The following is an 18,614-nucleotide window of genomic DNA, read 5'->3' on the forward strand; positions in this document are numbered from 1 at the left end:
CTCCGGTATTCTGCATGTGCTCACCTCCGGCTGCAGTTGGCGCGATTGCCCAGCCGCCTATGGACCGCGCACCATGGTCTACAACCGCTTCAACAGATGGTCCCGCCGCGGCTTCTGGCGGGCGATGCTCGCTGCCTTAGCCAAAGCCGGATGGTCCGGCGAGGCAGCGGCCATCGACGCGACCTACGTCAAGGCGCATCGCTCAACGCAGGGTGGAAAAAGGGGGCCGAAAGCGCAGGCAATCAGCCCGTCGCGCGGCGGCCAGACGACCAAAATCCACGCCCTCGTCGACGTACTCAGCCGCCCCGGCGTCCTCCGGCTGACGCCCGGCAACGCCAGCGACGTGAAGATCGCCTGTGGGTACCGAAAATCTAAACCCGGGCGTAGTGGTGATGGAGTCCGGCGAGGATGGGGAACGATTTGATGCTTCCGGTCCGCTGAACCGGGCGGCCAACCGGCGCGTCTTTGTCCAACGACCGGTGCGTTCGGATATCGTTGTAGTAGCGAGTATAGTCTCGCAAGATTCGACGCAGATGCGCCTCGCCCAAGACGACGAAATGATCCAAGCACTCTCGCCGGATCGATCCGATCAACCGTTCTGCAAAGCCATTCTGCCACGGCGAGGCTGGTGCAGTAGGCTTGTCGCGGATGCCCATGGCCCGCAATCGCCGCGTAACGATGGTCCCATAGATACGGTCACGATCGCGAATGAGGTATTTTGGAGCCTCATCCCAAGGAAAGGCCTCAGTGATCTGACGTGCAACCCATTCCGCCGTCGGATTGTTTGTGACGTCGATCCAGACCAGGTCGCTACGGTCCAGCCGGACGATGACGAGTGCATAGAGCAAATCGAAACCGATGGTCGGGACAACGAACAAGTCCATGGCGGCAATGTTCAGCGCATGGTTATGCACGAAGGTCCGCCATCCCTGGCTTGGTGGGCCTCGCCGCTCGACCATGTACTTGGCGACACTCGACTGCGCCAGCTCAAACCCGAGCTTGAGGAGTTCGCCGTGGATGCGTGGCGCTCCCCAAAGCGAATTGTCGATGCTCATTTGCCGGATCAGCGCGCGCAATTCAGTATCGATTTGCGGTCGCCCTCCCCGTGGGCACGACTTCCAACTCCAGTAGCAGCGAAAGCCGGCCCGGTGCCAACGCACGAGCGTCTCGGGCTGGATGATCGTGAGGACCTGCAGGATAGATGGAAACCAGCGATACAGCTGAATGAAGAACCAGCGATCATTGCTCGTGAGCCGGGCGCGACCATGCAGCTGACGCCTCAAAACAATCAATTGATGTCGGAGCGCCGCATTCTCTGCTTCGAGTCGGCTCTTCGACTTGAGAGGCGAAGCCAAGACGGCCAGTACGAAACAGAATAGCCCGATCATTCTTCCAGAATAGGCGCTTTTGTCACCTCATCAACTCGGATAAGGTTTTCGGTACACACAGGCCCTGGTATCGCATGACCGCGCGTGTCGGAGAGACCGGCGTGGACGAATACTTTCTCGATCCCCTCCCCATCCCCAACACGACGCCTCAAGCTTACAAGGCAACTTTCAAGGCTGATCGGGCTGGTGAACTGTTCCTCTACGTGAACGATGCGGTGATCGGTCTGCCGTGGGTTTACGACAGCTTTTATCCGAACAACAGCGGAACGGCCAAAGTGACGGTCCGGCTTCTTTAGGGTGGATCCACGAATTCGGTAAACCCGGAATCAGTGCCATCGGCTCCTCGGAAGTCTATGGTGCTTGAAGCGCTCAAGGCTTCCCTTGGGCGTTTAGCTTCTCCATCTGCTTCCAATCGACGTTCGGAGTGGACCTTGGGGGCACAGCGAGCTGCCTTTGGCGTCGCAAGGCGCGTCATTTCTCGGCGAGCAGGCCGGGATGCCCCGCTTCAAAAGCTCGGCGGCGTATTAACCCACAGCACGCGGGCGATGCGGCGGCCGTTGTTGATGTAGGAGTGCGGCCGCTCGGAGCGGAAGTAGAAGCTGTCGCCCTCGCGCAACTGATAGCGGCGGTTGTCGACCGTCAGTTCGATGGCTCCGTCCAGCACATAGCCGAACTCCTCGCCTTCGTGCTGCAGGGTGCCGCGGCTCCCGCCGCCCGGTTTGATGTCATTGATGTAGCCGGACAGCAGATTGCCGCGCGCGGTGGGAATTAGCGCTTCCAGCCGTGTCCCCCTGCCCTGCCCGAGCTCACCCGTCTCGATCGTCGGACGCTGGCCTCGCCGGAGCACGACGTTGTCAGCCCCCTCCTCGTCATCCTGGAACAGACCGGAGACCGGTATCCCCAGAGCCAATGCAATCCGATGCATCGTGTTGATGGAAGGATTGGCGGTGCCATTCTCGATCCGGGACAGCATCGATTCCGAGCATCCCGCGAGCTCGGCGAGCGCCTTCAGGGTCAACCCCTTGAGCAGCCGCCGGTGCTTCATCTTCATCCCGACCCGGATCTCGGGATTGTCAACCGTCACCTTCTTCTTGGCCACCGCGCCCATCTGCCTGCCGATCCATTTCGTTGCACCGGAAGCCTTACCCCTTGAGGGCGACTACCGTGGATTGTTTCGTTAGCCGCACTATACGGTGCCGGGCAATCTCCCCTCATCTCCAAAATCGCGTTATGCGGCGAGTTTTGCAAAGATTTTTCGAGAGCGATGGGTGAGGCGTCGCGTCCCTCACCTATGGCGACGCATGCTTCGGCCCCCGCATGAAGCGCGAAATCCACCATGTGAAGAATACGTAGCGGAGCACTTCGGCTTCGGTGTCGCCGTATTTTCCGGTCGCCCTCAGCTCTCCCACCCACGCTGTCTCGGCAGGCGACAGTTCGACCTCGAGTTCCGACACCGTCAAGGGCACGTTGACGAATTCCGGCCGATAGGACGGATCGCGATAGAGCTCGCGGTCCGCCTTAATGTTCTTGACCTTGAAGTCGGCCGGGCTGCGCTGATTCCTGAGCCTGGGGAATTCGGCAATGCCCTGCCAATCCTGCTCCGTTCCCTCGAAGACCGTGAGCTTCAGCGGCTTCAATTCGAAGTCGCTGGTCTTCATGACATCGGCGCCGCACACGTTCGGCACAGCGAGAACGTCCATCAGCGCCAACAGCTCGACATAGTCGCCCGCCCGCGCAGTGTTCTCGGCGATGAAGGGATGGCCATCGGTGCCGACGCCGGTGTGCATGAAGAAGTTGAAGGAGTCATGCACGTCGTCGGGCGTCAACCCGTATTCCCGCTGCGCTTCGGCCTGGATGTCGTGACAGTTGGTGTGGACCGGCAGGCCATATTGGTGCTCGAACAGGAATCCACTGCAGCGAGGATAGAGGATATCGTTAGTGCCGACAGTGTCCTCGATGATCGCCATCATCGGCCGCTCGCGCGGCGGCGCCGACCACAGGAAGGCGCCCTTGGTCGGATGCAGCCCATGCAGGTGCCGCGTCCGACCGGTGTGGAAGAACTCCTTGTAGTCGTGAAGGTTGAAGCAATTGAGGTCCGCGCATTGGTGGCCGACCGTCTGGGCGATCCGGAGCACCTGGCCGCGCCGCAATTCCAGCGCCTTGCCGGTGCCCGGCTCGATCGTGATTTCCTGAAGCACTTTTCTTTGCGAAACCGCCACGCTTATTCTCCTGCCGCCGGTGCAGCCGGACGAGACCGAACGAACTCTCTCAGGGCCCGGCGGATCAGATCCGCCCGGTCCGAGCCTTCGCCGGCCTTGACGCTGTTGTCGATCAGTTCGAGCTGCTGTTGGTTGAGACGTAACTTGATTGGCGTCGTCATGCTGTCCTTCTTCGACGGTTACGGCGTCCAGCCCTTGGGCGCCTGCATGCCGGTTTTGTCGATCGAGTTCAGATTTGCCGACGTGACCGGGATGAGCGGCACTTCGTCCTTCTTCTTCTCGAGCGGCTTGCCTTTGACCAGCGCATCCATCATGTCGACGGCAGAGCGGCCGATCTTCACCGGCTGCTGCGCCACGACATAATCGGCGCAGCCCGCACGCATCATCTCCTCCGCGGCCTCACCGAGCACGGCGAACAGCACCTTCACCTTGCCGCATTTCTGCACGCCCTGCACCGCACGGGCTGCACCGACGCCATAGGTATCGTCCGCGCCGTAGAGCACGTCCACCGTCGGAAAGCGCTGCAGGAAATCGTTGGCGAGCGACAGCGCGATTGCGGGATCCTGCTCGCTGGTCTGCTCGGCCACGAGCTTGATGTTGCCGCCGGCGAGATCTTCCTTGAAGCAGCGCAGCCGGTCAGATGCCCAGAACGCGCCGGCCGGTCCGGCGAGCACCGCGATGGTGCCGCCATTCGGCAGCAGCGTCTTCGCGCCCTTGGCCAGTTCGTGGCCAATGCTGCAATGGCTGGAGGAGGCGGCCGCATCCGGCTCGACGTCGCTCGCGACGATCGGGCTGCCGGCGCCGATGACGAAGATCTTGCCGGCCTTCGCCTCGCGAACCACGCCATTGAATGAGGCCGGATTGGCGGGATCGACCAGGATAGCGCGCACCTTCTGCACCGCAAGATTCGAGAACTGGCTCACCTGCTTGTCAACATTGGCGTAGCCACCGGCATCCTGGATCACGACATCATAGCCGCGCTTCTTGGCTTCATCGGAAATGCCGTAGAGCACGGGCGTGAACCACGGGCCTTTGACGTTCGGCATCGAGACGCCGATCTTGTCGGCGGCATGAGCCGTGCCGGCGCCGGCAATCGAGACCGCGATCAAGTCGGCGAGGCCGACGTTGCGCAGCATGAAATATTTCCCCGTCATGACTTTCTCCATGTTTCAAACCAACAAAATCAGTTCCGCCTACCGGCGCGCCCGCTGCCAAAAGTCTGATCCAGCGCGACGGCGAGGATCAGCGCTGCCCCGACCAGCATCATCTGCGTGTAGGACGGCACGTTCATGAGATTGAGCCCGTTCGAGAGGATGCTGATGAAGAGCACGCCGAACGCGACGCCGACGATCGAGCCGCGGCCGCCGAACAGCGAGATGCCGCCAAGCACGACTGCCGCCACCGACTCCAACGGCAGAGTGGCCCCAAGCGAGGGTTGGCCGGAGGCAACGCGTGCGGTGAGGATGATCGAACCGACGGAGGCGCAGATGCCGCTCATGATATAAGCTGCGACCTTGATCCGGCTGACCTGAATGCCCGACAGCCGCGCCGCTTCCTCATTGCCGCCGACCGCATAGATGCGGCGGCCAAGCCGGGTGTAGCGAAGGACGAGGAACGCGGTCACGAGAACCGCGGCAGCCATCAGCACCGGCACGGGGATTCCGAGCACGAGCTGGTAGGCGAGATCGCCGAATGCGGCCGGCACGCCCGTTACCGCCACGCCGCCGCTCAGGCTGAGCGCCAGGCCCGACACCACCGACATCATCGCAAGTGTCGCGATGAACGGGAAAACCTTGAACCGCGTGATTACGACGCCATTGACGAGCCCCACCGCCGCGCCCGTCGCAATCGCCGCCAGGAGCCCGGCAGGAATGCCGTAGCTTCGCATCACCAGCGAGCCGACGATGCTGACCAGCGCGACGGTCGAGCCGACCGACAGATCGAGCCCGGCAGTCAGGATCGCAAAGGTCTGGCCGAACGAGACGGCCGCCAGCGCCGCCGCGGAAACGCCGATATTCCTGAAGTTCGGCGCGGACAGAAACACGTCCGAGCTGACCGAGAACACCATTGTCATCAGCACGACGATCAGCGGCAGCCCGATCTCGCGGCTGTGACGCCGCAGGAACGACACCGGCACGAAGCGCGCGTCGATCGCCGGTGCGATAGGGCCGGTCGAATCAGAAACTCCCATCATGGCCTGACCTCCGCCGATGTCCCCGCGCCGAGATGCGCGGCGAACGCACCTTCCAGAATCCGATGCTCGCTGAAATCGGATTGCGCGACCTCGTCCCGGATGCGCCCGCCCGACATCGTGTAGATGCGGTGGCAGACGTTCATCAGTTCGGGCAATTCGGACGAGACGACGATGATCGCGGCGCCCTCGCCCGCGAGCTGATGGATCAGCCGATAGACCTCCGCCTTGGCGCCGACATCGATGCCGCGGGTCGGCTCATCGAAGATCAGGATATCGGCGCCGGTGCGCGCCCATTTCGCGATTACCAGTTTTTGCTGGTTGCCGCCGGAAGCAGTCGCCGCCGACGCCTCGAGCTGCCCGCGGAACTGCAATTGCTGGGCGGCGGCACGGGCGGTGGCTCGCAGCGAGCGCCAGGACAGGACGCCCGCGATGCAATAGTCCTCGAGCGAGGCCATCGCGATGTTCTCGACCCCGGACATCGAGAGAACGAGGCCCTGCTCCTTGCGGTCCTCGGGCAAGTAAGCGATGCCTGCTGCGATCGCATCGCGCGGCGTCCGGATGTCAAGCGCAGCGCCTCTCTTGTAAAGCTCACCGCGATCAAGTCTCTCCGCGCCGAACAAGCCGCGCATCGTCTCGGTTCGTCCCGCTCCGACCAATCCGGCAAAGCCTACGACTTCTCCGGCGCGCACCGTGAAGCTGACATCCTCGAAGGGGCCGACCCGCGTCAGCCCGGTCGCACGCAACACGACCTCGCCGATCTCGGCGTTACGCGGCGGAAACAGCTCGGTGATCGGCCGTCCTACCATCAGGCCGATCAGCTCGTCCGTGTCGGCAATGGACTTCGCATCCAGGGTCGCAATGTGTTGGCCGCCGCGCAATACGGTGACGCGATCGGCGATCTCCATGACCTCATCGAGCCGATGCGAGACAAAGAGAATCGCGACGCCATCGGCGATCAGCCGAAGGATCAGCCGGCGCAGCGAGGCGGCTTCGCCTTCGGAAAGCGCGGCTGTCGGCTCATCCATGATGATGACGGAAGCGCGGAACACCAGCGCCCGCGCGATCTCGACCAGTTGCTTCTGCGCCGTCGACAGCTCCGCGGCCCGCTGAGCGGGGCGAATGCCGCTACCCTTCACGAGCGTCTCGAGCACCTGGCGCGTCCGCCGCTCCGCCTCGGGTCGCGAATAGAGACAGCCAAGTGCGAGCGGCTCATTGCCGAGGAAGATGTTCTCGGCGACGCTGAGTTCGGGGACGATCATCAGTTCCTGGAAGATCGTCACGATGCCCTGCTTGCGTGCATCGAGCGGGCTGTCGAAGGCAACCGGCCTTCCATCGATCGAGACGCTTCCGGCATCCGGAGCCGCGTCTCCCGAAAGCACGCGGATCAGCGTGGACTTGCCCGCCCCGTTCTCGCCGATCAGCGCATGAACCTCGCCGCGGCGCAAATCCAGCGAGACGTCATGCAAGGCGCGGACGCCGGGATATTGCTTCGAGACATGGCTGAGCGCGACCACGATCGACGGCTGCGCGCCATCAGCCGTCTCCGTCACGGGGGCTGGGGCGGATGAACTCATGCCGGGACGGCTGCGATCATGTCGAGTTCGATGCGGGCTCCCGGCGCGCTCAGATTGTTGATGCAGACCAGCGTTCCGGCCGGGGTCCAGTCGCCGAAATGCTCGACCAGCACCTCGTACATCGCGTCCATCTCGCGCATGTCGGTCAGATACTTCGTCAGCTTGACGACGTGCCGCCAGGTCAGGTTGTGGCTGTCGAGGATGATCTTGATGTTGGCAAGCGCGCGGCGGGTCTGCTCGCGGATGTCGTCGGGAAGCACGTGCTCTTCAGGCACATGCGGGTGCTTGTGATAGAGCGGCGACGCGGTGCAGCCGGCCAGGAACAGAAAGCCTTTCGGCGCTTCGACATAGACGGCCGGCGCGTAGGGCATGTTGTGCGCTTCTTCGGGGCGGGGCTGGACGCCGGTTATCACTGTCACGGTCGAACTCCTGTATTGACTGATCATTTCGATTTCAGCGGGATGTGCGCGACCGCCTCCACCTCGAGCAGCGTCTCGGCGGTCGGCAGCAGCTCCGACACTTGAACGACGGTGCTGGCGGGCGGATCGGCGAAGAAGGATGAGCGGATGCGGTTGTAGATCGGAAAGTCGCGCAGGTTGCGGAAGTATTGCGTCAGCTTGACCACGTCGTTGAGAGTGCCGCCGGCCGCTTCCACCGTGAGCCGAAGGCGATTGAGCACCCACCACGACTGCGCCGCGATTGGACCGTCCTTCATGTCGGTGGACATTTCGCCGGTCTCTCCTGCGAGCTTGCGCGCTTCCTCCGGAAGATCGGCGTAGCCGGAGATCACCTTCATGGTCGCCGGATCGGCCGCGATGATGCCGGCGAAGAAAACCATGTCGCCGGCGCGGCGGAAGGGAGCGTAGCGGGAGAGCGGCTTTGCGATGTCGGCGTGCGACGTTTCCATGCGACTGCGATGCTTCCTGCCGGATCACGTTGTCCGACACAGAATTCCAGTCACATTAATTTCATGCAAGTTACTTTAATGGACGCCTTGCGCTCGCTTTTTCAGCAGCCCGCGCCGCCCGAAAGGCTTCCGTCGTCGTCGCCCCAACCGTTTGCGATCGCGACGGATTCCACAAGAGCGATGCGCGGCATCAGCGTCCCCTCCGCCGCCACGGAGGCGGCGGTCCGATGAAGGGTTAAGCAGCGGGGAGACCGCTCTGTCATGATCGCGCCTGCACGCGATCCAATGATCGACGCACGGCATCGGGCGAAGAGAGCGAGCGCACCAGCGACGACTTCACGCTCGTCACATGGTCGCGCATCAATACCTCAGCGCGCCAGGGCTCTCGCCCGACGATCGCCTCGAAGATGCGGTGATGGTCGTCATGCCGGCGCCGGACATCCTTCTCCTCAAATGCAACGACGTTGCGCGGCGACGACACCGGCACCTGCTGGCACAGGAAGACCATATCGGTCAGCATGCGGGATCCGGCCGCGGCATGGATGGTCTCGTGGAAGCGGGCGTTCATGCCGCCATAGGCCGAACGGTGCTCGTCCGAGAATTTCCAGTGCCGCAACAGGTCGTCGCCGTCGTGCAGCGCTTGCACCATCACGGCCCGATCGTCCTCGCTCAGGCCGCGCTCGGCCGTCAGCCTCGCCGCCAGCCCTTCGAGCACCGCACGCACCTCATAGGCGTTGACGACCTCGCCCACGCTGAACGCGCGCATCGTGTAGCCGCGGTTTGGCGTGTAATCGAGCAACCCCTCCGAAGCGAGCTTCTGCAATGCGGCGCGCACCGGGGTGCGGGAGACACCGAGCCGGCCGGTCAGGCGTATCTCATGCAATCGTTCGCCCGGCGCGAATTCGCCGGCGAGCACGGCCGCACGCAATTTCTCGACCACGGCTTCACAGCGCGTTGACGACGGCTCGTCGGATGGTTGGCGGCTCATGGGCGATCGCGGCTTCCAGCTAACTCTGTATACATTATCTGTCTTCCATCCCGCCCGGATAGCCAAGCAAAAAGGACGCGCTTTGCAAAAAGCGTCGATATCAGCCGAATTTTTGCGCGCAAAGGCCAGGAATTATCCACTGTCTGCCCAATCGGCTATCAAAGATGTATACATTATCTTTGACTAGTCCGGCTTTTGTATTGCACGCTAGCGGCGAAACAGGATCGGAGTGCCCCCATGAACCTCGGTGTTGACCGACCGAAAGCCGCCGTGATCGCGATCGACCTGCACCGCGGTCATCTCGACATGGACGTCGCGACCATGCCGACGTCGCCTGAAGTCGCCAAGCAGGTGATCGCCGCCAACAAGCGGCTGTTCGATTGGTGCCGGAGCGTCGGCATTCCCATCATCCATTTGCTGACGCAATATCGCGACGTACCGGAAATCGCCTCCAATCCGTTCTGGCGGACGCGCGCGGAGGATCCCAACGCGACGCGCAAGAACGTGCTGGGCCACAATCTGGCGGGCATGCCGGGAGTCGAGATCATTCCGGAACTCTACGATCGCGAGCGCGACCTCGTGGTCGACACCAAGAAGCGCTACGACTGCTTCCTCGGCACCGACCTCGATTTCACGCTCCGTGCCCATGGCATCAACACACTGCTGATCACCGGCGTGAACACCAATTCCTGCGTGCTGGCGACGACAACCGCCGCCAATGTGCGCGACTATGCCGTAGTAGTGGTCAAAGATTGCGTGGAGACCATGGACGGCCCGGCCTTGCATGAAGCCGGCCTGCTCTGCATTCGCACCGCCTTCGGCTTCGTCCTCTCGACCGACGAAATACAGAAGCTCGGCGTGTTCGCTCAGCCGAACAAGACCGCAGCCTGAGTTCGGGAATTTCGCCTTGGCTTCCTCATCTCTCCCGATTCCGACACTGTCTCACGTCACCCTGCCGGTCGCCGGCAGCACCGATCGCTTTCCGGTGCGGCGGATCTATTGCGTCGGACGCAACTACCTCGACCATATCCGCGAGATGAAAGAGGGCGACGAGCGCGATCCGCCGTTCTTCTTCCAGAAGCCATCGGACGCCGTGGTCGAGAACGGCGCGACGATCCCCTACCCGCCCGACACCGAGGACTTCCAGTTCGAGGTCGAGATGGTGGTCGCCCTTGGCGCCGGCGGACGCGACCTGTCTCCGGCCAACGCACTCGACAGCGTCTTTGGCTATGCCGTCGGGATCGATCTGACACGACGCGACCAGCAGCGCGACATGCGGGCAAAGATGCTGCCCTGGGAGCGCGGAAAATCCTTCGATGCTTCCGCACCATGCGGCCTGATCCATCGCGCCGCCGTGATCGGCCACCCCGCGCGGGGCGCGATCGCACTGCACGTCGGATCGACCGAGCGCCAGCGCGGCGACCTTGCCGAGATGATCTGGAATGTGCCCGAAATCGTCGCCAATCTCTCGACATCCTACCGGCTCGCCGCCGGCGATCTCATCATGACGGGAACGCCGGCCGGCGTCGGCCCGGTATTCCCCGGCGACCGCATCCGCGGCGCGATCGAAGGCGTCGGCGAGATCCTCATCACCATCGGCCAGCGGGAGAACTGACTATGTTGCCCACCGAGCGGCTCACCTATTCCGCCATCTCCGAACGACCCATGCTCACCTTGCCGGGCAAGGCGCGCATGGCTGTGTGGGTGATCGTCAATGTCGAGGAATGGGATCCGAAGGAGACCATGCCGCGCACGGTGTTGACGCCGCCCGCGGGCGGCGCACCGATGCCCGATATCCCGAACTGGGCCTGGCACGAATACGGCAACCGGGTCGGCTTCTGGCGCATGCTTGAGGTGCTGGACCGTTACAAGATCAAGGCGGTGCTCGCCATCAACGGCAAGGCGATTGCGAGCTATGAGCCGATCGCGCGTGCCGCGCTCAAGGGCGGCTGGGAATTCATCGGCCATGGCTTCGGCCAGAAGAACATGCAGAAAGTCCCCGACGAGCGCGAGGATATCCGAAAGACCAAGGACGCGATCCGCGACTTCACCAAGCGCAACCCGCGCGGCTGGCTCGGCCCCGGCCTCACCGAAACCTGGGAGACTCCTGACATCCTAGTCGAAGAAGGTTTCGAGTACGTCTGCGACTGGGTGCTCGACGATCAGCCGGTGGTCCTGAAGACGCGCACAAAGCCGATCGTCAACGTGCCCTATACGCAGGAATGCAACGACGTCGCGATGATGCTGATTCAGCATCACAAGGCCTCTGAATACCAGGATCGCGCGATCGACCAGTTCAACCAGATCTATGCGGACTCTCAGCATTCGGCCCGCGTCATGGCGCTGGTGGTGCACCCCTACATCATGGGCGCGCCGCACCGGCTGAAATATTTCGCCGGCGCATTGGAGCACATAAGCAGGCATGAGGACGTCGTGTTCTGGACCGGAGAACAAATCTACGACTGGTTCCTCGAGCAACGGCCGGGCGCGCTCGGCGGCGCCTCATGACGGGCATCAACCTCTTTCAGATCCTCAACGGCCTCACCTTCGCGGCGCTGCTGTTCATCGTCGCGTCCGGCTTCACGCTGATCTTCGGCCTGTTGCGCATCGTCAATCTGGCCCACGGTGCGCTGTATCTGATCGGGGGACTTGCCGGCTATTCGGTGGCAGAGGCGACCGGTAGCGCCGCACTCGGCGCGGTCGCGGCGATGGCGCTGGTCGCACTGCTTGGCGCGGTGCTTGAACGAGGACTGATGCGCTTCGTACGCGGCGCCGAGTTGCGCCAGGTGCTGCTGACACTCGGGGTCGCCTTCATCCTCGACGACGTCGCGCTGGTGATATGGGGCGGAGACACCTTCACGGTTCCCGTCCCGCCGATGCTGCAGGGCGCCATGCGGGTCGGAGGCGTGTTCTATCCAAAATTCCGGATTTTTGTCCTCGCGCTCGGCGTCGTGGTGTTCGCGGCACTCTGGCTGCTGCTCAACCATACAAGGCTGGGCGCACTGATTCGCGCCGGCGTCGATGATCCCGAGATGGTCGAAGCCAGCGGCATCAACATCCGCCGCGTCTTTCTCGGCACGTTCATGCTGGGTACCGCGCTTGCCGGTCTCGGCGGTGTGGTCGGCGGCGCGTTCCTGACCCTTTATCCGACAGCCGACGCCGAGATCCTGGTATTCTCGCTCGCGGTCGTCATCATCGGCGGCCGTGGAAGTCTGGTCGGCGCCGCGGTCGGCGCGCTCCTGGTCGGGCTGCTCAACTCGATCGGACGGGTGATGTTTCCAGAGCTCGCTTATTTCGTGATCTTCGGCCCGATGGCGCTCCTGCTCGCCTTCCGGCCGCTCGGCTTGTTCGGAAAGGCCGCGTGATGGCCGCGCCGATCAGCCAGGCTGCTACCCCCACTTACGAGACGCGTCGCCGTCCTTCGCGTGTGGCAGCCTGGATCGTCCTCATTACGGTCGCGCTGATCGCGCTTCCCTTGGTGCTGCCGAGCTATCAGGTGTCGATCGCAACCCAGATCCTGATCTTCGGCGTGCTCGCGATGTCGATCGACGTGCTTGCGGGGTATGGCGGACGCACCTCGCTCGGCCATGGCGCCATATTCGGCGCTTCGACCTATGTCGTGATCTACTGGACCTCGGTGCTGGGCGGCGGAATCTGGACCGGCATCGCGCTCGGCATCCTCTGCACTACCCTGCTTGCCGCGGTCTTTGCGCTGCTCGCGATCCGCACCTCGGGCGTCTATTTCCTTCTCCTGACGCTCGCGCTCGGCATGATCGTGTGGGGGCTCTGCCTGCGCTGGACCAGCGTCACCGGCGGTGAGAACGGATTGCGCGGCATAGGCCGCCCGGATTTGATCGCCGATCACATCAGCTTCTACTATGCGGTGCTACTCGTCGTTGTCCCCGTGACGTGGGCGATGTGGCGCTTCGTGCATTCGCCGTTCGGCCTCACCTTGCGCGGCATCCGCGATTCCGAGAGCCGGATGCGGGGCCTCGGCTACAACGTGCCGCTGCATCTGTTCATCGCCTTTGTCGCGTCAGGCTTCTTCGCAGGCGTCGCGGGCGCGCTCTATGCGCTGTTCAACAATTTCGTCAGCCCCTCGACGGTGCAGCTCTCGCAATCGGTCGCCGCGCTCTTGATGGCGATCACCGGCGGCGTCGGTACGCTGCTCGGTTCCTTCGTCGGCGCAACGCTCATCATCTCGCTGGAGAACGCTGTCAGTGTCTTTACCGCGCGCTGGCCGACAGTGCTCGGACTGACTTTCGTGCTGATCATGATCTTCGCGCCGGAGGGCGTGGTGGGACGGGCTCGTATTCTGCTTTCGCAGCGACGCAAGCGTCAGTCATCCAGAGCATTGCATTGAGGAGAGATCGATGGACCGCAGACAATTTCTGAAGACCACCGCGCTTACGCTTGCAACCGGAGCCGGCGCGCTCGCCGCACCGCATATCGTACGGGCGCAGTCCGGGCCGATCCGCATCGGCCTGATGGCGCCGCAAACCGGCGTGGTCGCCGCCGGTGGCCGGGAGATCATCGACGGCTTCACCTTGTTCTGGGAAAACGCCGGCAGCCGTGTGGGCGACCGCAGCGTCGAGCTGGTCATCGAGGACGACGCGTCGAATCCCGATACCGCCCTGCAGAAGGCCCGCCGCCTGGTCGAACAGGCGAAAGTCCACTTCCTCTTCGGCAACCTGCTTGCCAATACCGGGCTTGCCGTTGCGAACTACGTCAAGGACAACGGAACGCCCTATTTCATTCCCGTCATCGCCGCTGATGATCTGACGCAACGCTCCCGCATCAAGAACGTCATCCGCGCCGGAGGCTATTCCGCGAGCCAGTTCTCGCGACCGCTCGCCGACTGGGCGCTGAAGCAGGGCTACAAGAAGATCGCCACGATCTCGCAGGACTACACCTTCGGGCACGAGCAATGCGGCGGCTTTGCGCAGACTTTCACCGAAGGCGGCGGCGCCATCGTCGGTCAATTCTGGCACCCGCTCAATACGTCGGACTTCAGCCCCTATCTCGGCCAGATCTCGGGTCTCGCGCCCGATGCAGTGTTCGCGATGGAGACCGGCGCGGATTCCAGCCGCCTGATCCAGCAGTACGCCAGTTTCGGCCTGAAGGGCCAGATACCGATGCTCGGCGCGCAGAACGCCACCGACCAATCCGTGATCCGCACGCTAGGGCCGGAATGCGAGGGCATCGTGACCTCGGCGCATTTCGCCGAAGGCGCCGACCTGCCTGCCACGCGGGCCTTCGTGAAGACCTATTCCGGCAAGTTCAGCAAGATTCCTTCACTGTACGCATTCTCGCATTACGTCGGCGCGATGTGGGTCGCCAAAGCGATCAACAGGATCGGCGGCAAGGTCGAGGACCGCAACCTGCTCCTGGAGACTGTGCTGAAGACCGACCTGCCGGACAGCCCGCTGGGCAAACCGGTCCGCTTCGACGACTACGGCAACCCGATCTATGACGTGTTCATCCGCAAGGTCGTCAAGAACAAGGACGGCAAGTTCTGGAACGTCCCGATCGAGACCTATCCGCAGGTCTCGCAGTTCTGGAAATACGATCCGAAAACGTACCTAAAGCAGCCGCCCTACTCGCGCGACTTTCAGGGCATCAAAAAGACCTGACAAATCCGACCGGCGGGCGCACGTTGACCGAATCCATTCTCAAGCTCGATCATGTCGGCGTCCGCTTCGACGCGTTGCGGGCGGTTGACGACGTGTCGCTCGACGTCAAGCGCGGCGAGCGGCGCGCGATCATCGGTCCGAACGGCGCCGGCAAAACTACCCTGTTCAACGCCGTTACCGGGGTCGTGCCACCGAGCTCCGGCCGCGTGGTGTTCGAAGGGCGCGACATCACGCGCGCTCCGCCGCACCGGCGCGCGGCCTGGGGCATCAGCCGCACCTTCCAAATCACCAATTTGTTTCCGAGCCTGACCGTGCGGCAGAACATGGAGCTCGCGATCCGCGGGCTCACGCCGCGCAAGTTCTCCTTTTTTGGCCTGCCTGCCGCCACCGACGAGGAACGCGCGCAGGCCGATGGCGCGCTAACAGTATCCCGACTAGCGTCGCGTGCGGATTCCGCGGTCAACGAATTGTCCTATGGCGAACAGCGCCAGCTCGAGATCGCGATGGCGCTCGCGCCCAATCCGCGACTATTGCTGCTCGATGAGCCGGCGGCTGGCCTCTCGCCGGCCGAGCGCGTCATCGTCGCCAACATCATCCGCGCACTGCCCAAGGACATCACCATCGTCCTGATCGAGCACGACATGGACCTCGTGCTTTCGCTGGTCGATTGGGTGACCTGCCTCAACAACGGCCAGTTCCTCGCCGAAGGCACGCCGGCCGATATCAGGAACAATGCGGATATCCAGAACGTCTATCTCGGCAAGGCGCGCCATCATGCTTGAGATCAACAACCTCCACAGCTTCTACGGCGATGCCCATGTGGTCCAGGGAGCGTCGCTGACGGTGCGCGACCGCGAGGTCGTGGCCCTGCTCGGCCGCAACGGCATGGGCAAGACCAGCCTGATCCGGTCGATCATGGGCCTTGCGCTGCCGCAGGTGCGCAACGGCAGCGTATCCTGGAAGGGCGAGGCGCTAATCGGCTTGAAGTCGCACGAGATCGCCAAGCGCAAGATCGCACTGGTGCCGCAGGGACGGCGGCTGTTTCCATCGCTGACGGTGACCGAGCACCTGACCCTATTGAAGTCGGCGCGCGCGACGGAGGGCTGGACGGTCGAGCGCGTATTCGAACTGTTTCCGCGGCTGGCCGAACGCCGCCAGCATCGCGGCAACCAGCTTTCCGGCGGCGAGCGGCAGATGCTCGCCGTCGGTCGTGCGCTGATGATCGATCCCGAATTGATCCTGATGGACGAGCCGTCCGAGGGCCTTGCACCTGTCATGGTGCAGCATCTCGAAGATATCATCGTCGAGCTCAGGGAACAGGGCCTTGCCATCCTGCTTGTCGAGCAGAACCTGTACAGCGCGCTGGCGGTCGCCGATCGCGTCTATGTGCTGGAAACCGGCAAGGTGGTGTTCGAAGCAGCGGCCGCCGCGCTCGCCGAGGATCCCGCTTCGATGACGCGCTTCCTTGGCGTGCACTAGAGAGAGCATCGCACGGGCGACAACAGCTAACGCGGATCGGACCCACTCGATGGCAGAACCAAAGATCGACATTCACAGTCACGTCATTCCGGGCCGCATCGTCTCCGCGATCGCGGCGGATCCAAAGCGGTTCCAGGCCCACGTCGACGGCGAAGGTGCCGCCCGCAAGGTCGTTCACGACCAGGGCTACGTCTATCCGCTGTTTGCGGAATTCCACGAGACTGTAGCTAAGCTCGAATCGATGGATCGCAAGGGCATCGACGTCTCCGTGATCTCGCCGGCGCCCCCGATGTTCTATTATTGGGCCGACGCCAACCTGGCACTGGATGTCGCGATGCTGGTCAATGACGGAATCGCCGACATGGTCGCCGCCAAGCCCGACCGCCTGCGCGGCATGGCGAGCGTCCCGATGCAACATCCGGATGCCGCGGTCGCCGAACTCGAGCGCGTGGTTAAGCAATACGGCTTCAAGGCGGTCGAGATCGGCACCTCGATCGAGGGCGAGCAGCTTGCAGCGGAGCGCTTCCGGCCACTATTGCGTCGCGCCTCGGAGCTGAACGTCTTCGTGTTCGCCCATCCCTATTATGTCGGCGCAAAAGCCGGATTGGAGCACTACTACCTCACCAACCTGATCGGCAATCCGCTCGACACCACGATGATGCTGGCGAACCTGATGTTCTCCGGCGCGCTCGACGAACTGCCGGAGTTGAAGATCGTGCTGGCCCATGGCGGCGGGTTTGCACCCTACCAGATCGGACGGCTCATGCATGGCCACCGAGTGCGGAACGAGACCCACGCCAGGTCGAGATCGTCGCCGAAGGAGCTGTTGAAGCGCATCTATTTCGACAGCCTCGTCTTCGAACCGCAAGCCTTGCGCTATTTGATCGACCTCGTCGGCGCCGACCATATCTGCATCGGCACCGATTCGCCTTTCGACATGGCGGACCAGAACCCGGCATCGACCATCGACGCCGTCCCTCGTCTCACGCCGCACGAACGTCAATGCCTTTGCTGCGGCACCGCTCTGCAACTGCTTTGCGAAGCCTGAGTCTCCACAGGAGCACGACATGACCGACAATATCGGCAGCAGCGTCCGTCGCCGCATCGCCTATTCGCCCATCCACAAGCGGCCGGCCCTACGGCTGCCGGGCGACGCGCGCGTCGCGGTATGGACCATCGTCAATGTCGAGAACTGGAGTCCTGACGGCGCTATGCCGCGCGCCGTGCTTCCGCCGCCGATGGGCCAGCCGCTGCTGCCCGACATTCCGAACTGGGCCTGGCATGAATACGGCATGCGGGTTGGGTTCTGGCGCTTCATTGAAGCGCTGGAGAGCCGCCAGTTGAAGGCGACCTTCGCGGTCAATGGCAGTGTCTGCGAACTCTATCCCGACGCCTGCGAGGCCGCGCGCGACGCCGGCTGGGATTTCATGGGCCACGGCTTCGTGCAACGGCCAATGCACAGGGTCGACGACCAGAGGGCGGCGATTGCGCAGACGATCGAGGCGATCAGCCGCTTCGCCGGCAAGCCGCCGCGCGGCTGGGAGAGCCCTGGCCTCACCGAGACCGACGAGACCCTGGACCTGCTCGCCGAAGCCGGGATCGAATATGTTGCCGACTGGGTGCTGGACGAGCAGCCGGTCACGCTGAAGACCCGCGCCGGCGACATCGTCTCCGTTCCCTATACAGTAGAGATCAACGACGTCGTGATCAGCGCCGTGCAGCAGCAGCCGTCCGACGAGATATATCGTCGTGGGCGCGATCAGTTCGACCGGCTCTATGTCGACGGTGCAAAGACGCCCAGGGTGATGGCGATTTCCATCCATCCCTACCTGACCGGCGTGCCGCACCGGATCAAATATCTGGAGATGCTGTACGACTACATCCTGCGACAGCCGGGCGTCGTGATGTGGACCGGCGCGGAAATCCTGGACTGGTACCGCAGCCAGATAGCAACACGGCCTCCGGGCTGATCTGTTTCACCGCTCAATCTTGCGAATTAGCTTTGGTGCGCAGCAACGGTCCTGGGAGGAGGTTTTTTACGCCTGTGTGTACCGAAAACCTTATCCGAGTTGATGATGTAATGGAATCGCCTAAGCTGGCGGAATGATCGGGCTGCTTTGTTTCGTACTGGCCGTCTTGGCTTCGCCTCTCAAGTCGAAGAGCCGACTTGAAGCAGAGAATGCGGCGCTCAGACATCAGTTGATTGTCTTTAGGCGTAAGCTGCAGGGTCGC

Annotated in this window: 22 protein-coding genes and 1 pseudogene; 12 read left to right on the forward strand and 11 right to left on the reverse strand. The window is 62.9% G+C overall.

What is annotated here, in order from left to right; genetic code table 11:
* A pseudogene (locus CWO89_RS23750) lies at positions 1–385 on the forward strand (IS5 family transposase); the annotation flags it as partial.
* Here the strand turns inward: CWO89_RS23750 and CWO89_RS48050 are convergent.
* Positions 372–1,388: an integrase core domain-containing protein gene (locus CWO89_RS48050; protein WP_130581142.1), complete on the reverse strand. Its 1,017-nt coding sequence runs from the start codon at positions 1,386–1,388 to the stop codon at positions 372–374. The pseudogene CWO89_RS23750 and the gene CWO89_RS48050 overlap by 14 nt on opposite strands.
* Positions 1,389–1,462: 74 nt before the next feature.
* On the opposite strand from CWO89_RS48050, the gene CWO89_RS23760 reads away from it, so the two are divergent.
* Positions 1,463–1,684 (forward strand): hypothetical protein, encoded by a 222-nt coding sequence (locus CWO89_RS23760; RefSeq protein WP_245476485.1) that lies wholly within the window; start codon positions 1,463–1,465, stop codon positions 1,682–1,684.
* A 209-nt stretch (positions 1,685–1,893) separates the two neighbouring features.
* Here the strand turns inward: CWO89_RS23760 and CWO89_RS23765 are convergent, their stop codons facing one another.
* The 9 genes from CWO89_RS23765 to CWO89_RS23805 form a co-directional block, all read right to left on the reverse strand.
* The gene (locus CWO89_RS23765; RefSeq protein WP_245476486.1) at positions 1,894–2,496 is read right to left on the reverse strand and encodes a cupin domain-containing protein; all 603 of its coding nucleotides are present in this window, start codon (positions 2,494–2,496) and stop codon (positions 1,894–1,896) included.
* A 181-nt stretch (positions 2,497–2,677) separates the two neighbouring features.
* Positions 2,678–3,607: a DUF1989 domain-containing protein gene (locus CWO89_RS23770; RefSeq protein WP_165421300.1), complete on the reverse strand. Its 930-nt coding sequence runs from the start codon at positions 3,605–3,607 to the stop codon at positions 2,678–2,680.
* 2 nt (positions 3,608–3,609) lie between these two features.
* Complete coding sequence (locus CWO89_RS23775) at positions 3,610–3,768, reverse strand: ribbon-helix-helix domain-containing protein (RefSeq protein WP_130581144.1); 159 nt, start codon at positions 3,766–3,768, stop codon at positions 3,610–3,612.
* A gap of 18 nt (positions 3,769–3,786) precedes the next feature.
* Positions 3,787–4,761, reverse strand: coding sequence for a substrate-binding domain-containing protein (locus CWO89_RS23780; RefSeq protein ID WP_165421301.1), 975 nt, complete (start codon positions 4,759–4,761; stop codon positions 3,787–3,789).
* 29 nt (positions 4,762–4,790) lie between these two features.
* Positions 4,791–5,801 carry an ABC transporter permease gene (locus CWO89_RS23785; RefSeq protein WP_130581146.1) on the reverse strand — a complete coding sequence of 337 codons (1,011 nt, stop codon included), beginning with the start codon at positions 5,799–5,801 and terminating at the stop codon, positions 4,791–4,793.
* A complete protein-coding gene (locus tag CWO89_RS23790; protein WP_130581147.1) occupies positions 5,798–7,375 on the reverse strand; it encodes a sugar ABC transporter ATP-binding protein in 1,578 nt (525 codons plus the stop codon). Before CWO89_RS23790 ends, CWO89_RS23785 begins: the two co-directional genes overlap by 4 nt.
* A complete protein-coding gene (locus CWO89_RS23795; RefSeq protein ID WP_165421302.1) occupies positions 7,372–7,794 on the reverse strand; it encodes a RidA family protein in 423 nt (140 codons plus the stop codon). The genes CWO89_RS23790 and CWO89_RS23795 overlap by 4 nt, the downstream gene beginning before the upstream one ends.
* A gap of 23 nt (positions 7,795–7,817) precedes the next feature.
* On the reverse strand, positions 7,818–8,282 hold the full coding sequence (locus tag CWO89_RS23800) for a RidA family protein (RefSeq protein ID WP_130581149.1): 465 nt from the start codon (positions 8,280–8,282) through the stop codon (positions 7,818–7,820).
* A gap of 259 nt (positions 8,283–8,541) precedes the next feature.
* The gene (locus CWO89_RS23805; RefSeq protein ID WP_130581150.1) at positions 8,542–9,270 is read right to left on the reverse strand and encodes a GntR family transcriptional regulator; all 729 of its coding nucleotides are present in this window, start codon (positions 9,268–9,270) and stop codon (positions 8,542–8,544) included.
* A gap of 237 nt (positions 9,271–9,507) precedes the next feature.
* Between CWO89_RS23805 and CWO89_RS23810 the strand changes: the two genes are divergently transcribed.
* Genes CWO89_RS23810 through CWO89_RS23855 form a run of 10 tightly spaced genes read left to right on the forward strand, consistent with a single transcriptional unit; the run spans position 9,508 to position 18,352 of the window.
* On the forward strand, positions 9,508–10,161 hold the full coding sequence (locus tag CWO89_RS23810; RefSeq protein WP_130581151.1) for a cysteine hydrolase family protein: 654 nt from the start codon (positions 9,508–9,510) through the stop codon (positions 10,159–10,161).
* 16 nt (positions 10,162–10,177) lie between these two features.
* A complete protein-coding gene (locus CWO89_RS23815; protein WP_245476488.1) occupies positions 10,178–10,885 on the forward strand; it encodes a fumarylacetoacetate hydrolase family protein in 708 nt (235 codons plus the stop codon).
* Positions 10,886–10,887: 2 nt separating this feature from the next.
* Positions 10,888–11,778: a polysaccharide deacetylase family protein gene (locus tag CWO89_RS23820; RefSeq protein WP_130581153.1), complete on the forward strand. Its 891-nt coding sequence runs from the start codon at positions 10,888–10,890 to the stop codon at positions 11,776–11,778.
* The gene (locus tag CWO89_RS23825) at positions 11,775–12,635 is read left to right on the forward strand and encodes a branched-chain amino acid ABC transporter permease (protein ID WP_130581154.1); all 861 of its coding nucleotides are present in this window, start codon (positions 11,775–11,777) and stop codon (positions 12,633–12,635) included. The genes CWO89_RS23820 and CWO89_RS23825 overlap by 4 nt, the downstream gene beginning before the upstream one ends.
* The gene (locus CWO89_RS23830; RefSeq protein WP_130581155.1) at positions 12,635–13,633 is read left to right on the forward strand and encodes a branched-chain amino acid ABC transporter permease; all 999 of its coding nucleotides are present in this window, start codon (positions 12,635–12,637) and stop codon (positions 13,631–13,633) included. The genes CWO89_RS23825 and CWO89_RS23830 overlap by 1 nt, the downstream gene beginning before the upstream one ends.
* A 10-nt stretch (positions 13,634–13,643) precedes the next feature.
* On the forward strand, positions 13,644–14,903 hold the full coding sequence (locus CWO89_RS23835; RefSeq protein ID WP_130581161.1) for an ABC transporter substrate-binding protein: 1,260 nt from the start codon (positions 13,644–13,646) through the stop codon (positions 14,901–14,903).
* 23 nt (positions 14,904–14,926) lie between these two features.
* Positions 14,927–15,685 (forward strand): ABC transporter ATP-binding protein, encoded by a 759-nt coding sequence (locus CWO89_RS23840; protein WP_130581156.1) that lies wholly within the window; start codon positions 14,927–14,929, stop codon positions 15,683–15,685.
* Positions 15,678–16,382, forward strand: a complete 705-nt coding sequence (locus CWO89_RS23845) for an ABC transporter ATP-binding protein (protein ID WP_130581157.1) — start codon at positions 15,678–15,680, stop codon at positions 16,380–16,382. Before CWO89_RS23840 ends, CWO89_RS23845 begins: the two co-directional genes overlap by 8 nt.
* 49 nt (positions 16,383–16,431) lie before the next feature.
* A complete protein-coding gene (locus tag CWO89_RS23850; protein WP_130581158.1) occupies positions 16,432–17,430 on the forward strand; it encodes an amidohydrolase family protein in 999 nt (332 codons plus the stop codon).
* A 19-nt stretch (positions 17,431–17,449) separates the two neighbouring features.
* Positions 17,450–18,352: a polysaccharide deacetylase family protein gene (locus CWO89_RS23855; protein WP_130581159.1), complete on the forward strand. Its 903-nt coding sequence runs from the start codon at positions 17,450–17,452 to the stop codon at positions 18,350–18,352.
* 13 nt (positions 18,353–18,365) lie between these two features.
* Here CWO89_RS23855 and CWO89_RS47080 read toward each other — a convergent pair.
* The coding region (locus CWO89_RS47080; RefSeq protein WP_207234555.1) for a hypothetical protein at positions 18,366–18,614 on the reverse strand (249 nt) is incomplete at its 5' end.

Origin of the sequence: Bradyrhizobium sp. Leo170, from assembly GCF_004296405.1 — a bacterium.
GTDB lineage: Bacteria > Pseudomonadota > Alphaproteobacteria > Rhizobiales > Xanthobacteraceae > Bradyrhizobium.